This window comes from Thioclava kandeliae (assembly GCF_040297545.1).
Lineage (GTDB): Bacteria > Pseudomonadota > Alphaproteobacteria > Rhodobacterales > Rhodobacteraceae > Thioclava > Thioclava kandeliae.
Map to the genome: position 1 here is coordinate 14,068 of NZ_JAYWLC010000024.1, position 14,296 is coordinate 28,363.

Genomic DNA, 14,296 nt, shown 5'->3' on the forward strand with positions numbered 1-14,296 from the left:
ACACTGCTCAGTACCTGGCCGGGACCCAGTTAGGCCCCGATCAGGCCTCGTTCAGGTTGCGGACCTGACGTCCGATCTCTTCGACGAAATGCTCGGCCAGGTGGGAGAGACGCGCCCCAAGCGGCTTGATCAGAGCGATGTGCATCTCCTCGCGCACCCGCATGGGGCACGAGATGCCGCCGGCCATGCGGTGCTGGGCGGCGGTCCAGGGGTCGACGACCGAGACGCCGAAGCCGCGCAGCACGAAGGCGCTGATGACATTCGCAAGGTAGGATCGCAGCAGGAAGACGGGCCCGGTACCAAGCGTCGAGAACCATCGCCCTTGGATCTGCCCGGTGACGGTGCCTTCGTCGAAGCCAACGTAGGGCTGGCCGGCCAGGTCTTCCGGCGTCACCTCGTCGCGGCCGGCCAGCGGGTGGTTCGGTGTTGCGATCAGGTGGAAACCAACTGCGTGAGAGGCCACCAGGTCGACTTCGTGCTGGTGGTGGCTCGCCATGTTGAGCCCGAGCTCCGCCTGCCGCCGCGCCACCTGACGCACCACGGGAAGAGTCGTGATGTGCAGCGCGCCCATGTCCTGAAGCTGGCCCCTGCGCGCCAGCTCCGCGATCGCGTCGGCCAGTAGGGTCGGGGCGAAGACCGGCGCGGTGGCAATCGACAGGCCCGAGTGGCCCCCCGCCCGGATCCGCTGCGCCGTCTGGTCGAGCACGTCGAGCCCGATGAAACTGCGTTCTACCACTTCCCAGTATTCCTCGGCAGCCGGGGTGGGCATCACGCGCGAGCCATGGCGGGTGAACAGCGGGAAGGCGATGCTGGCTTCCAGGTCGCGGATCAATCGACTGACGGCAGGCTGCGACAGCCCGAGATATTCAGCCGCGGCCGTGACGCTTCCGTTACGCATGACCTCACGAAAGGCCTCGATCTGGCGGTGGGTGATCATCATAACATTTTAGCATGACAGTCGGCGTGGTAGTCAATAGGCAAAGCTGGTATCTGTTGAAGGAAACCGGCCCCTCGGCCACCCCCTTAGCGCTGCGGGAGACCCTCATGCAGATCGGCAATCGTATTCCTTCGATGAAGGCCTCCGGCAAGGACGGCTGGGAGATCGTGTATCGCACCCGGGCGCTGCTGGCCGCAGGAGAGCCGGTGGTCAACCTGACGATCGGCGAGCCCGACCGGCCCACCGACCGGAGGGTGCTGGACGCGATCCATGCGGCCGCGGTCGGCGGGCTGACCGGCTACACCCACGGCCCCGGCCTGCCGGAACTGCGCGTGGCGATCGCCGAACGGGTGACCCGGCGCACCGGGGTTCCTACCACCGCGGCCAATGTCATCGTGACACCGGGCGGCCAGGCGGCCTTGTTCGCCGCGCATATGGTGCTGCTGCAACCCGGCGACACCGGGCTGTTCGTCACGCCGCACTACCCGACCTATCCTTCGACGATCCTGTCGACCGGTGCCGCCTGCGCCTCGGTGGCCGCCCGCGCGGAGGACGGCTTCCAGCCACGGGCCGAGGCGATCATGGCGGCGCAGCAGGGCACCGGTGCGCGTAGCCTGCTGGTCAATACGCCTAACAATCCGACTGGCGTCGTCTATGCCGCGGAGACGGTAGAAGGCATCGCTGCCGCATGTCGCGAGACCGACCTGTGGCTGATTTCGGACGAGGTCTACGACACCCAGGTTTGGGAAGGGCGGCATCTGTCGCCCCGGGCATTGCCGGGCATGGCTGAGCGGACTCTAGTGATCGGGTCGATGTCGAAGAGCCATGCCATGACGGGCTCGCGCTTGGGCTGGATCGTGGGCCCCGAGGATGTAATCGCCGCGGCGACGGTGCTGGCTACCAACACGACCTATGGGGTCGTGCCCTACATCCAAAAGGGGGCGCTGGCGGCGCTGGCGCTTGGCGAGGCGCTGGAGGAAGAGATCGCGGCCCCGTTCCGCCGCCGCCGCGCGATTGTGCGCGATGCGGTTGCGGGCAGCCGAGCGGTGCGGGTCTCGGCGTCGGCGGGGGCGATGTATGTGATGCTCGACATCCGCGCCACGGGCCTTTCGGGCGAGGAATTCGCCCACGGGCTTCTGGACGCCGAGCGCATCGCGGTGATGCCGGGCGAGAGCTTCGGCGCGGCGGCTGCAGGCCATCTGCGCGTGGCTCTGACCCTCGCGGACGACTGGCTGCCCGATGCGCTTCACCGCATCGTCGCCCATGCCGAAAGGGTGATGCAGCAGTCGGGCTGACCCACAGATGATTTATCCGGCTATCCTGCATAAGGGGTTGGTGGAAGTCAGAATGGCTGACGCCTAGGAGTCCGCTTCAGGGTTGATGGGGAGAGTTGATCGGTCGGAGCTGTGGACGACCGACAGGCTCATCAGCGGGTCCACTTCTTCACCGGTCAGCGCGCTCGGATCAAATCGCACCACTGTCTCCATCGGGACGATGTTCCCGTTTCTCAGCAGCAGTGCTCTGCATCCCCTGCACCTCAACGGCGGCCCGAGCCCCAGGGCGGAAGTTGGTGCCCGGCGCAGCATAGCGCCAAGCATCGACACGAATGACTTTTTTGTTGAAAAACTCTCACTTGATCGAAGGGCCATCGACTGATTCAATTCCTTGGAGGGATGGGAGGATCGGTAATGATGGGACAGCGGCAGGAGGCGCAACCGGCGCTGTTCTATGAGTTCTCGCTCGAGGATCATGTCCCGCAGAACCACCTGCTGCGCTTGATTGATCGGTTCGTCGACCTGTCTGGGATCCGCACCTACCTTGCCGATTTCTACAGCCAGACGGGGCGCCCCTCAGTCGATCCTGAACTCCTCATCCGGATGCTTCTGGTGGGATATTGCTTCGGCATCCGGTCGGAGTGACGGCACTGCGAGGGGGTGCATCTGAACCTGGCGTATCGGTGGTTTTGCCGCTTGGACCTCAGCGACCGCGTCCCGGACCACTTGACCTTTTCCAAGAACCGGCATGGACGATTCCGCGACAGCGAATTGCTGCGCCACCTGTTTGAGACGACCGTCGCGCGGTGCATCGAGGAAGGCCTGGTAAACGGCCAAAGGATGGCCGTCGATGCCAGTCTGATCGAGGCGGATGCCAACAGCAGAATTCGACGCCAAAAGAGGAATGGGATGCAAAGCAGATCGATGCCGCTGATGCGCCCCGCGCTGTTCGCGAGTATCTTGATACCCTGGATGAGGCCGCGTTTGGTGCGGCCAGCGAGGTGCAACCGAAGTTCACCTCGCATTCCGACCCAGCCAGCCACACCATCGATGGCGCGACAAGGCTCATCTTCGAGTGGGACGCGGAAAACAACCAGTACATCTGCCCAGAAAGAAATGAGTTGAAGCAATTCCGCCGGAACTATTCTGATCCGAACCGTAGGCCGAGCGGCAAGGGTGTCGCCAAATATCGGTGTCTGAAGCACACCTGTCAGGCCTGCCCTTCAAACGCGCGCTGCTGCCCCAATATGGACTTCCGGTCGATCACCCGCGAAGAACATGAAGGCGCACGCCATCTCGCCCGGATCATCGCTAAAACCGATCAATACGCCATCTCGATGAAGCTGCGGAAGAAGGTCGAGATGCTCTTTACTCACCTCAAACGGATCCTTCGCCTGAACAGGCTTCGATTACGCGGGCAATGCGGTGCGAATGACGAATTCCTTCTCGCAGCAACCGCCCAGAACCTTCGGAAACTGGCCAAGATCCTTCCTGTACCGCAGAAACCGCGAAAAGCCTGACAAGAAAGGCGCTCGCTCATCAATCTGGGCGCAGCATTCTGCGCCAGCGAACGGGTGTTTTTCCAGGGAATCGGCGGAGAGCTGAACTGCGCCGCAGACGAGCAATAATCACCTAGCCAAGATGGAAGCCGACATTCGTAATGGACCAAAATCAAAGACTTTCGGTATCGAAGGATGTCGTCCGTGGACCAGAAGGGCGACACACCTCTGTACAGCCTTACATAAAAATGAAGAGGTTCTGCTGGCGATCGCCCCCTGAACGCTTAAGCGGTTTCGACAGCGAGCCGCATTTCCCTTCGCGATTGCAATTCTTGGCGGAATGGATGTTATGTCGCCTACTGCGGACCTTCGTGATCTTAACTTTCGGCGTGATGTTACAAATGGCGGCTTTGGAGAAGCCGCGCTGCAGCAGAACCGAACCTGGTGAAGGTCGACTTAGGACCGAGAGCGTTAAAGCTATTCCGTTCAGAAATCAATATATTACGTTTTCTGCGTGATACACACTGATGTGGCAGGTGAAGGGCGGCCGATATGATAACCTTGGGCCATCGTCACACCGATAGCTTGAATAGCAGCCAGGTCCATCTCCGTCTCAATTCCTTCGGCAAGTAATTCGGCGCCGTAATTCGTGGCGTAATCAAGAATGGCCTTGATAAGCCCACGCTGGCCTGATCGTTTGTCGATTGCGTCGCAAAAACTCCGATCTAGCTTTATGATGTCGGGCTTGAGGTGCATTACATGCCTCAAAGAGGCGAAGCCAGCACCGACATCGTCGACCGCAAGTCGAAGGCCAATTTTACGCATGCGTCCAACGGCTGCCAGAAATTTTCCGTAATCGTCGACTTTTTCGTGCTCAGTCACCTCAATCACGATTTTCTTGCGATCCTCTGGGCTGAAAATCGTGGTAAAATCGAGATCCTCGATCGAGCTGACCGAAAAATTCAGCGCAAGAAAACACTTATGGGGGAGGGTGGGGATGAACTGTGCTGCCTGTATTGCTGCCCTCTCTTCGAGTGAGGAAATCAGATCGAGATGTTTGGCATGTGAGAATACCTGCTCCGTCGTCCCCGGGTGATCGGAAAAACTGGTCAAGGCTTCAAACCCGCAAACCTCGCGCTGTGGAAGCCGAATTATGGGCTGCAAATTCGTCTGAAATTCGTTTTGCTCAATCAATTTCTGCATCTCTTCGGTTCCGAGCATATCTGCTGGGTTATTGATGAGAAGAGAATCTATATCACGACCAATCAGAGCTGCGCATAGTTCGAACATGGACAGGTCACGTGCCGTCAGGTCGTCGCGGGCCGAACGTTGAAAAGCGCAGAGCATGCCGTGAATCTTTCCTGAAGAAAGCCTAATGGGCACGCTGATATGTGCCCCGATTGGGAGCAGTCGTGTCTCTGGAATATCGACAACAGAAATCTCTTTACGCGCATCTTTGATTAGGTTGGGGGTTTGACCATTCGCTACCCGATAGCAGTAGCTTTGATCGAGACGAGATGAACTTTCTTTGGAAATACCGCGGAATGCGTCGTGGTCGCTGATTACCTCATCAATGATGCGCTGATCTTTAGTAAAGCGGGAGATGAATGCAACCTCCATGCCGTAGAAATCCCGTAGCGAAGCGAGAATTTTTCTCTTTTTCCATCGAAGATTTTCAAGGCTATTACCAAGATCTGTCGAGATCATTTCGCGGAATTCTGATGAGAACATGGTCAACACCTTTGTCTGGCCTGAAACATAGCGAATCTTTGACAGGCATACCGTTACAACCATAAGTAGTTTGATTGGCGCTTTGCATTTGGCAAGCTGAAACACGGATGACAGGGCGACAAAGCTCCGCAGGGCCCTAAGCTGCCGTCTGTCGCAATTCCGGTTTTGCCCTTTCGCGATATCAGTGGTTCCTGCCCGGCCCGAAGGACCGAGCAGGAACCTGATCAAATTTTGAATGCCGAAACCACCAGCATCATTGGCCGTTCCTTCTCTTCGGCCAATTCGGGCATTGCCTCTATCTGATCCTGCGTCGGTGCAAATTCCTTGATCCGACGCGGCGCGAAGCCCGCGACAAGCAGTGTGTTGATCGTGGTTGCCAGCGTTTGGTGATGTTTCAATATACTTTGCGCTAGCCAGTCGGTGCGGTGCTCGCTCTGCATCGAAAAACTGTTGACGGGCCAGGTTCTGCGTCCGTCCTAGTCCTTGACCCAATGCAGATAGGCCGCGGCCAGGAAGATCGGGTGCTCCACGGTAAAGAGCAGATCCCCGCCGGGCAAGAGCGTGCGGTGGATCGCACGTATCAGCTGCCTAAAATCCTGCACATAGTGGAAGGTGAGTGCATATAGAACGTAATCGCCCGATTAAAGCCGCCTGCCTGACGGAGGCTGGGTGAGCTAAGACACGTGCATAAAGACGTAGTTATGCACGTGTCTTAGCGGGGGATGCCATGTTGGGCGAGGTTCTGGGCGTTGAGCGGCGCCGTCGGTGGAGTGATGACGAGAAGCTCGAGATCTTACTCGAGGTGGGTGTTGGTGGAGCCTCGGTCACGCAAGTTGCTCAACGGCACGAGCTTACGCGGTCGCAGGTCTATTGCTGGCGCCGCGACCTGAAGCAGAAAGGGCTTTGGTCACCGGATCGGGGCGCGGTCTTTCTGCCGGTCGATTTCGGGCTGCCGTCCGAGCCCGCTCACTCCCCGCCCCCTCTCGGCCGGTCCTTGTGGAGCTGCGGCTTTCCAATGGTCGTTGCCTTCGGTTTGACAGCAGCATGGATGGCGATGCACTGACGCGGCCGATCCGTGCGGTGGAAGCGGCATGATCGGTCCGGGCACCGGCGTTCGCGTCTATTTGGCCGTTCGGCATGGCCCTCGAACCATGTATGGATGGCTCCCGCGTGGCAAGGGCGTTTCGTGGGCTTCAAGCTTCTGGTCGGGTGCGGCCATGTATTCGGCGTCTGTCTGCAGCACGGTGGCTGCGTGCCCTGACGAAAGTCCGCGTGGCTGCCGTAGGTCCCGATCAATGGCACGCGCTCGAAGCGCTCCGGTCCGAACAGGGTATCCCGGCAGCTTGTCCGTCAGATGGCCATCATCCCACCTTGCACCTCACCATCTCGTCTGGGGCCGTGAGCCCCGTCGTTCTCTCAGGCGGCGTGCGCCGCGTCGTAGCTGGTCCCGTTTCTCAGCAGGGCCCAGACGGTTCTCGCCATGCGGTTCGCCAGGGCGATCGCGGCCTGCTTCACGGTCTTGCGCTGCAGAAGGCGCCACAGCCAGTCGCCGCCGGGCTGCCCGCGCCGTCGAGCCGAGATCACGCCCATGGCACCGAGATAGAGCAGCCTCCGCAGGTAGCGGCTGCCCATTTTCGAGATGCGCCCGAGTTTCTCCTTGCCGCCGCTTGAATGCGGCTTCGGCGTCAGCCCCAGCCAGGCCGACAGGTCGCGCGACGTCCGGAAGCCGGTCACATCTGGCAGCGTCGCTGCCAGCGCCGTGGCGGTGATAGGACCGATGCCAGGGATCGTCTGCAATCTCCTTGCGGCCTCGCCGGCTTCCGCTTCTCGACGAATGTCCTTAGTGAGCGCGTCGATCTTGGAACGGGTCTCGGAGAACTGATCAGCCAGCAGGCGCAGTGGCACTCGGGCAGCGGCCGGCAGATCGGCCCGCTCCCCGGCCTCGAGCAGGCGGCCGACATTATGGACGCCCTTCGGCGCCACGAGGCCGAACTCGCCCAGGTGGGCGCGGATCGCGTTAGTGACCTGGGTCAGCTGGCGGACCAGAAACTCGCGCGCCTTATGCGTCATCAGCAGTGCCTGCGTCTCTTCGCTCTTCACCGGAACGAAGCGCATCGATGGCCGGGTGACGGCTTCGCAGATCGCTTCGGCAACGGCCTGGTCGGTCTTTCCGCGCCGGACATACGGCTTGACGTAAGACGGCGGCATCAGCCGGACGTCATGACCGAACTTGCCCAACTCGCGCGCCCAATGGTGCGCCCCGGCACAGGCTTCAATACCGACCAGGCAGGGCGCAAGCCGCTGGAAGAACTCGAGCATCTGGTTCCGCCGTAACTGTCGCCGCAGCACGACCGCACCTTCGGCATCGACGCCGTGGACCTGGAAAACGGACTTGGCGAGATCGACGCCGACCGTGGTAATCTCCGTCATGGATGGCTCCTTCCAGGGTTGGCTTTGACAGAACCCAATGTGGCACATTGCGATGCCGGGAGCGGGAGCCATCCACACCATCAATGGCGTGATCCTGCTCACCGCTCCAGGCCCATGAACAGCTGGTTCAGGCCTTGCGTCTGCGGATCGCTAAGCTTCAGAAACAGGCCTTCGGAAAATCCTCGGAAAAGATCGAGCGCGAGATCGCCCAGCTGGAACTGGCGCTGGAGGATCTGCTGGTCGCAGCCGCCGAGCAGCGCGACGGGCCGGCCGAGGACGATGCGCCTGCCGCGACCGATGTTCCTGTTGCCGAGGCGAAGCCGCGACGTAGGCCGCGCGTTTCGGAGGCAACGCCTCGTGAACGCCGCGAGTTCGATCCCGGCTCCTGCTGCCCCGATTGCGGCGGCGACCTGCGCAAGGTGGGTGAAGACGTCAGCGAGTTGCTCGATTTGGTCGCCGTGCAGATGAAGGTCATTCAGATCGCGCGGGTGAAGAAGTCCTGCCGCCGCTGTGAGCGGATGGTGCAACCTTTGGCGCCGAGCTGTCCGATCCCCGGCTGCATGGCTGGGCCGGGTCTTTTGGCCCAGATCCTCGTCTCCAAGTTCGACGATCACCTTCCGCTCTACCGTCAGCACGAGATTTACGCCCGCATGGGTGCCGACATTCCGGACAGCACGCTGCTGGATTGGGTGAAGACCGGTCCCGTAGGGATCGAAGCGTCCAGTGGACGGTTCGAAGGGATGAACGCGCAAGGCGCCGGAGCGGGCGCGCCATGAAGGTGCTCGCCCCTGTCATCGAGCGGATCGAGGCGGAGGTCATGGCCGCACCCGTGCTACATGCGGACGACAAACCGATCCGCGTGCTGGACAGATCACATCGAGACCGCGGTCTCGGCAAAGAGGTCAAGCAAGGTCGGGTCTGGGCCTATGTCCCCGACCAACGACCTTGGGCCGGCACGGCGCCCCCTGGCGTCGTCTACCGCTTTTCCCCGGATCGGAAAGGTGAGCATCCGCAGCACCACCTACACGCCAGCCGTGGTATCCTCCAAGCAGATGCCTATGCCGGCTTCATCCCGTTCTACGCAGCGCGTCCGGATGGCAGCAGCCAGTTCCGCGAGGCTGCATGTTGAGCGCATCTGCGGCGCGACTTCCATGATGTGTGGGAGGGCACGAAATCCGAGATCGCGCGGGAGGCTCTGGACCGGATCGGCAAGCTCTACGATGTCGAGCGCGACATCGCCGGCCTATCCGCCGAACTGCGACAGGCCGCACGTCTGAAGCACTCGCGCCCCATGGTCGATGCATTCAGGGCATGGGCCGAGGCCCAGCTGCTACGCATTCCCGGCAAAGGTGATCTCGCCAAGGCCTTCCGATTTGGTCTCAGTCGTTGGCACTCCTTCGAATTCTTCCTTGAAGACGGCCGCGTCGGCATAGACAACAACCCCGCCGAGCGTGCCATGCGCCCAATCGGTATCGGACGGATGAATTGGCTCTTCGCCGGTGCAGACAGAGGGGGTGAAACGCTGGCCCGGGCAATGATCCTCATAGAAACGGCCAAGATGAACGGCCTCGATCCGCAAGCCTGGCTCGCCTACGTCCTCGACCGCATCCATGATCACAAGATCAACCGGCTTCACGAACTGCTTCCATGGAACTGGGCGCAGCCAAGCTGAACCGCGGTGACAATCGGTCGGTTAATATAGAACAGATCGAACGCGGTTTGAGGAACCTCGAGCGTGTCGAGATCGGCAATGCGTTAGTCGATGGCGGCATCGTCGGTGTCCGCCCGGGCTTGGTCGCCCATATTCCGCGACAAATCAAATCCTAGAACAGAGACTGCACCTTGTTCGCGAATCCAACGGGTTCTCAACCAAAGCCGCAGCTCAGGTCGGCCACGCTTTTGCCTGTGACGTCCGGCAGCAAAGCGCGGATCATGGGCCAGTCCAGCGCACCATCCAGCCCTTGCACCTGCCGGGGAAGCTGGCTGTAGCCCGCGAAAAAATCGGTATTATCTTAGATATTCCGTGCCTGAAGAATTATGTTAAGCTATTGGAAGACATTAACAATATAAAACAGAAGTACGCTTGCGATAGATGGCATCACCTAAGCAAAAATGAGCTGCACTACCTCATAGGGCTTTAACGTCAGTAATATTTCCGGCCCACTGAGATCTGCATACGTAATTTTGGCTGCGACATCATGTTCATCGTAAAAATATGGCGTCCCATCTATGAAAATATAGTCTGCCTGAAGCCGCCCTTCTTTTGCAGAATAATAGTACCCATCTGATGTGCTTTGATCGATACCGATAGTGACAGCAGTTCCAATCGCATCTGCGTCAACCAGTTCTCTAAGATCGAGCTCGAAAGTTAGTATGTCGATGGAGCGTGATGAAACATAAATCACAGTTGCACCATCTGTCTGGTAAGCTGTGATCTCGAGACCGGTTACCTCATTCGCAATCACTAGATCCAGAAGCTCAGCACCCGGCAATTCCTGAGCCATTAAATCGAAAATTGCACCACTAACAGAATTCGTTAGCACATCCTCGTCATTACTATCTGCAGTTTCGTCCGTTCCTCCGGCCAGATCGTTTGCAGTGTTGTGCTGGAGTGGCCAAACAAACGCGCTATCCACTCCCATATCTGTCATGTTTTCAACCAGCTTAATTAAAAGAGATGCCGCCGCCATTCCATTTTGTTCGAGATTGGTCATATCGACATTCCACTCGGTAATATTCAGGCTCAGATCTTGCTCGCAAAGCTCGTCCCAGAACTGGTATTGGTGCTCAATAAACATACGCTCAGACTCATTATTCTTAAAGTCCGTGGTATCTTGTTTCCAGTAATAGTGCTCTACAACCCCATCAATGAGTGAACGCGCCTCATCGTCTAGCTGAGCTATGATCGTTTTGTTGGCGTCCGTAAGTCGTGCGAAATATCCTCGATCATCCAACGTCGTACTGAACGAAGACTGATTGTAGGTGTTTCCCATTTGAACGAAGATATCGGGGCCATCGTAAGAATCGATACCAGCATCCTGCATGCCAGCAGCTAAAGCTTTAATGGCGACGTTCGCGGCTTTTCCATAGGTTTCTTCATCCGTATGACGCCAATATTCGTTTCCGATTTCAAACGCGTTAACAACGTCAGGATAACTTTCAAGAACAAGCTGGGTGAATGTCTGAACATCCTCCGCGTATCTGTCGAGTTCGTCCTCAGAAATATGAAGCGTTGGAATAACAAGGGTCAACGTGATAGCGTCATCTGTGTTGCCATCGCCACTGGGATCACGCGCCCAATCTAACACCGACGTCAGTTCTTTACGTAACTCTAGACCGTTGGGATTCTCATCCAAAGCTGTGATATTGATCCAATCCACACCCTCAGTTTCGGCTGTGCCATCGCCTTCACCACTTGGATAACGCAAAGACTGCATATCTGTAGCGTCAACAGCAGATTCAAAATTACTGGTGGGAGCTCCCTCATTTGTATTTGCGGAAAAAATTATGTTAGCTCCAAACAAGTCAGTAGGAACAAATTTTCCGGTAGCACTCCCTAAGACAATAATTGCTTCATTCTCGCCATTGGGCTGCGACTGTGTATCCTCCCCGAGAGGACTGTCTTCGCCACTACTCACCTCATGATCCGACCGACCCATGGTGCCTGCAATAGATAAGGCAAGGCCGGAGGCCACCAAAGATAGTAGTAAAATGTCCAACGCAGACTCCGAGTACAACGGAACGGAAACTATATTGGAAAATGCTTTCCAACAGGTCGATTTCTATAACTTCGATATACATCAAAAATCCGCCTAGCGATCGTAAAATCACACAGTGATCTTGCCGTTTATACATAAGCGTTGTTCTGCCCGACCTACTGCGCGGCTTCTTGATCTAAGATTGGCTCTTTCGGAGTAGATCGAAAATAGGGAGCTTCTCCATGGATGCTACATTGCTCTGCATGTGACCTTCGGCGATGGCTGTCAGTGTCCTTGTCAGCCAAGCGTGAGAATCGACGCCATTGAGTTTGTATGTCTCGATTAGTGAGGCGATGAGGGCCCAGTTTTCGGCGCCCGCGTCGTGACCGGCAAAGAGGGCATGTATTGACCCACTGAGAATCTGCTCATGCTACAAAGGAGAACGTGGCAATGAGTATGACAATGGACGACAGCATCAAACGTTGGACGGCAAAGCGCAAAACTGCGCTCGTCATTGAGATCATTCAAGGCAAGACGACGGTGGCGGAAGCCAGCCGGTCGTTTGACCTGACGCCTTCCGAGATCGAGGTCTGGGTCGAGGATGCAAAGCGGGGCATGGAGAATTCTTTGCGCGCCAACCCGCTCGACATTTGCGAGCAATACGAAAAGCAGCTAAAGGACCTTCAAGAAGCCTAGGACGAGGCCATGCTGGAGCTGCGTGCGCGAAAAAAGCTGCAAGCCCTGCTGGATGCGCAGGACGGGAATTGATCCGGAACATCCAGCAGGGCTTGCTGTCGGAGGGTGTCATGGTGTCGATCGCCAAGCTGTGCGTCTGGTTCGGCGTGCCGCGGCTTTGGTCTATTACACACCGACCAAAGCCGCACCGAAGGTCGATCCTCGCTTCGCCGATCCGATTAAGGCGATGATCGAGCAGGAGCCGTCGTTTGGCTATCGCACGGTCGCGTGGCTTCTGGGCTTCAACAAGAACACGGTGCAGCGGGTCTTCCAGCTCAAGGGCTGGCAGGTTCGCAAGCGGGCGATTGGCATGCGCCCTCGCATCCAGGCGTTCCCTTCTGTCGCCACGGCGCCCAATGAGCGCTGGTCGACGGATCTCGCACGCGTCTGGACCGGCAAGGATGACTGGGCCTCACTGGCGCTGGTCATCGACTGCCACACCAGAGAGCTCCTAGGTTGGCATCTGTCGCGCTCGGGCAAGGCGACCACGGCCAGCGCCGCGCTCGAACACGCCCTGATCGCTCGGTTCGGCACGCTTGGCAGGGTCGATCAGGAGTTCCTGCTGAGGTCAGACAACGGGCTCGTTTTTACCAGCCGCCATTTCACGGCCTTGGTTCGCAGCTATGGTCTGAGGCAGGAGTTCATCACCCCCCACTGCCCTCAGCAAAATGGCATGGTGGAGCGCGTGATCCGGACGCTGAAAGAGCAATGCACCCACCGCCACCGCTTCGAGAGCATCCAGCACGCGACGCGTGTGATCGGTGACTGGATCAGCTTCTACAATAACCGCCGCCCTCATCAGGCTCTTGCAATGCGCACGCCTGTTGAGGCATTCAAATTAGCGGCTTCACCTGAGCAGATTCCGATGGGTCATTACATGGACGCACTCGACAATGATAGAAATACGCGCCCCTCAGCAGCCAATTCGGGAAGCCCGAATTTTTCCATACCCAAGGTTACTTAAGAATATCAGATGTTTTTCTCGATTTAGCCAGATATCCTGAAAGTGTGTTGGGGTTCACTGAACTGCACCGTCTGCAGTGCGACCGTTTTCTACCTGAAAATAATTTACTTCGTTCAACTCGGAAATTATGCCAACCGACTCGGCAAAAAAAGGCACCTATCATGACATATGTCTTGCAAATTTAGCGGAGTTGAAGCGAGGTTTTGTCTTTGGATTATTCATAACTACTCTTCCAGACCAGTAGAGTACGCCAAAATAAGGTCCAATGTGTTTAGTATCTTTCAATGTGTCGCATCCCGCTACATTCTAGGACAGCCAACTGGAAGAACCTATTTATCGGTGCAACCAATTGATGCCCTTTCTGCTTATAGACCTGTGTTTACAACAGATTTCTTAAAGTTTTTTATGCCGCTTTAGGGTGTAATGTAAGACATATCGAGCACTGTAGCAGGAGTAAGGACTTTGTCGTCCTGCGTAATTACGTAAGTCTCATCAGAAGAATATATGTCTTAGCTTTAGAAGCCGATGGGGCTGTGAGCCTATCTCCAAGTAAATATTTAATTTCAAAGGTGGTTACTTGAAGAATTCTTAATAATCTCTGAGTATAGTTCCAGATGCAGTTGAGCTAGCTCTTTTTCAGTTCTTGGAGGCAAGAACCTTAGCCAGATATCCGCGGCTACCATTTGTTCATATAGGCGATCCGTTAGCGGATTCACTCCATGATCTTTTAGCACTCCTACGAGAATAATCGCGCGCTCGTGCCAAATATCATATTCTTCGGGAACGTTCTGAATATCCATCTAAGAGTAGCCCCTGAAACATCACTAGCCTGAGGTCGATTTTGACACAATTGGCTGATTAATGCGAGTATATTTAATAAATATCAATTTGTTATGTATGAAATCGATCATGCGTCTTTATTGAATGCTATTCAAATAAACTCCAGTTTTAGCTTATGGAAGACTTGGTCTTGCCCCACTGAAGTGGTCCACCTTTTGGGATAGTTTATCCCGTATGATGGAGGAGTA

Annotated in this window: 10 protein-coding genes and 4 pseudogenes; 7 read left to right on the top strand and 7 right to left on the bottom strand. The window is 57.0% G+C overall.

All coding sequences use genetic code 11. The annotated features are described in order from the left end of the window. Window positions 1-40: 40 nt before the first annotated feature. Window positions 41-940: a LysR family transcriptional regulator gene (locus VSX56_RS18090; protein WP_350939024.1), complete on the bottom strand. Its 900-nt coding sequence runs from the start codon at window positions 938-940 to the stop codon at window positions 41-43. 23 nt (window positions 941-963) lie between these two features. On the opposite strand from VSX56_RS18090, the gene VSX56_RS18095 reads away from it, so the two are divergent. Both VSX56_RS18095 and VSX56_RS18100 read left to right on the top strand, forming a co-directional pair. Then, a complete protein-coding gene (locus VSX56_RS18095; RefSeq protein ID WP_434096053.1) occupies window positions 964-2,232 on the top strand; it encodes a pyridoxal phosphate-dependent aminotransferase in 1,269 nt (422 codons plus the stop codon). 393 nt (window positions 2,233-2,625) lie between these two features. Further along, window positions 2,626-3,731: pseudogene (locus VSX56_RS18100) on the top strand (transposase). Window positions 3,732-4,211: 480 nt separating this feature from the next. On the opposite strand, the gene VSX56_RS18105 reads toward VSX56_RS18100, so the two are convergent. From VSX56_RS18105 to VSX56_RS18115, 3 genes and pseudogenes are all read right to left on the bottom strand, one after another. Beyond that, complete coding sequence (locus VSX56_RS18105) at window positions 4,212-5,441, bottom strand: sensor domain-containing phosphodiesterase (protein WP_350939025.1); 1,230 nt, start codon at window positions 5,439-5,441, stop codon at window positions 4,212-4,214. A gap of 224 nt (window positions 5,442-5,665) precedes the next feature. Beyond that, window positions 5,666-5,881, bottom strand: coding sequence for a hypothetical protein (locus tag VSX56_RS18110; RefSeq protein WP_350939026.1), 216 nt, complete (start codon window positions 5,879-5,881; stop codon window positions 5,666-5,668). A gap of 36 nt (window positions 5,882-5,917) precedes the next feature. After that, window positions 5,918-6,067 (bottom strand): annotated as a pseudogene (locus VSX56_RS18115) (class I SAM-dependent methyltransferase); the annotation flags it as partial. A gap of 101 nt (window positions 6,068-6,168) precedes the next feature. Between VSX56_RS18115 and VSX56_RS18120 the strand changes: the two are divergent. Beyond that, window positions 6,169-6,504 carry a transposase gene (locus VSX56_RS18120; protein WP_350939027.1) on the top strand — a complete coding sequence of 112 codons (336 nt, stop codon included), beginning with the start codon at window positions 6,169-6,171 and terminating at the stop codon, window positions 6,502-6,504. Window positions 6,505-6,857: 353 nt separating this feature from the next. Here VSX56_RS18120 and VSX56_RS18125 read toward each other — a convergent pair whose 3' ends face one another. Further along, complete coding sequence (locus VSX56_RS18125) at window positions 6,858-7,871, bottom strand: IS110 family RNA-guided transposase (protein ID WP_350939028.1); 1,014 nt, start codon at window positions 7,869-7,871, stop codon at window positions 6,858-6,860. Window positions 7,872-7,975: 104 nt separating this feature from the next. Between VSX56_RS18125 and tnpC the strand changes: the two are divergent. Both tnpC and VSX56_RS18135 read left to right on the top strand, forming a co-directional pair. After that, a pseudogene (gene tnpC / locus VSX56_RS18130) lies at window positions 7,976-9,543 on the top strand (IS66 family transposase); the annotation flags it as partial. Beyond that, window positions 9,519-9,698, top strand: a complete 180-nt coding sequence (locus VSX56_RS18135; RefSeq protein WP_350939029.1) for a hypothetical protein — start codon at window positions 9,519-9,521, stop codon at window positions 9,696-9,698. The pseudogene tnpC and the gene VSX56_RS18135, both read left to right, overlap by 25 nt. A 275-nt stretch (window positions 9,699-9,973) precedes the next feature. Here the strand turns inward: VSX56_RS18135 and VSX56_RS18140 are convergent, their stop codons facing one another. Both VSX56_RS18140 and VSX56_RS18145 read right to left on the bottom strand, forming a co-directional pair. Then, window positions 9,974-11,590 (bottom strand): hypothetical protein, encoded by a 1,617-nt coding sequence (locus VSX56_RS18140; RefSeq protein WP_350939030.1) that lies wholly within the window; start codon window positions 11,588-11,590, stop codon window positions 9,974-9,976. Between the two features lie 175 nt (window positions 11,591-11,765). Next, window positions 11,766-11,972: pseudogene (locus VSX56_RS18145) on the bottom strand (transposase domain-containing protein); the annotation flags it as partial. 59 nt (window positions 11,973-12,031) lie between these two features. Between VSX56_RS18145 and VSX56_RS18150 the strand changes: the two are divergent. Together VSX56_RS18150 and VSX56_RS18155 are read left to right on the top strand one after the other, a co-directional pair. Then, window positions 12,032-12,265 (top strand): DUF1153 domain-containing protein, encoded by a 234-nt coding sequence (locus VSX56_RS18150; protein ID WP_350939031.1) that lies wholly within the window; start codon window positions 12,032-12,034, stop codon window positions 12,263-12,265. 22 nt (window positions 12,266-12,287) lie between these two features. Continuing rightward, on the top strand, window positions 12,288-13,268 hold the full coding sequence (locus tag VSX56_RS18155) for an IS3 family transposase (RefSeq protein ID WP_350939032.1): 981 nt from the start codon (window positions 12,288-12,290) through the stop codon (window positions 13,266-13,268). Window positions 13,269-14,296 lie beyond the last annotated feature (1,028 nt).

What these genes read in the sequence shown, in the direction of transcription:
- VSX56_RS18105 (WP_350939025.1), bottom strand. Translation starts at nt 5,441, where the DNA reads ATGTTCTCATCAGAATTCCGCGAAATGATCTCGACAGATCTTGGTAAT.
- VSX56_RS18110 (WP_350939026.1), bottom strand. Translation starts at nt 5,881, where the DNA reads ATGCAGAGCGAGCACCGCACCGACTGGCTAGCGCAAAGTATATTGAAA.
- VSX56_RS18125 (WP_350939028.1), bottom strand. Translation starts at nt 7,871, where the DNA reads ATGACGGAGATTACCACGGTCGGCGTCGATCTCGCCAAGTCCGTTTTC.
- VSX56_RS18120 (WP_350939027.1), top strand. Translation starts at nt 6,169, where the DNA reads ATGTTGGGCGAGGTTCTGGGCGTTGAGCGGCGCCGTCGGTGGAGTGAT.
- VSX56_RS18135 (WP_350939029.1), top strand. Translation starts at nt 9,519, where the DNA reads ATGGAACTGGGCGCAGCCAAGCTGAACCGCGGTGACAATCGGTCGGTT.
- VSX56_RS18150 (WP_350939031.1), top strand. Translation starts at nt 12,032, where the DNA reads ATGGACGACAGCATCAAACGTTGGACGGCAAAGCGCAAAACTGCGCTC.
- VSX56_RS18090 (WP_350939024.1), bottom strand. Translation starts at nt 940, where the DNA reads ATGATGATCACCCACCGCCAGATCGAGGCCTTTCGTGAGGTCATGCGT.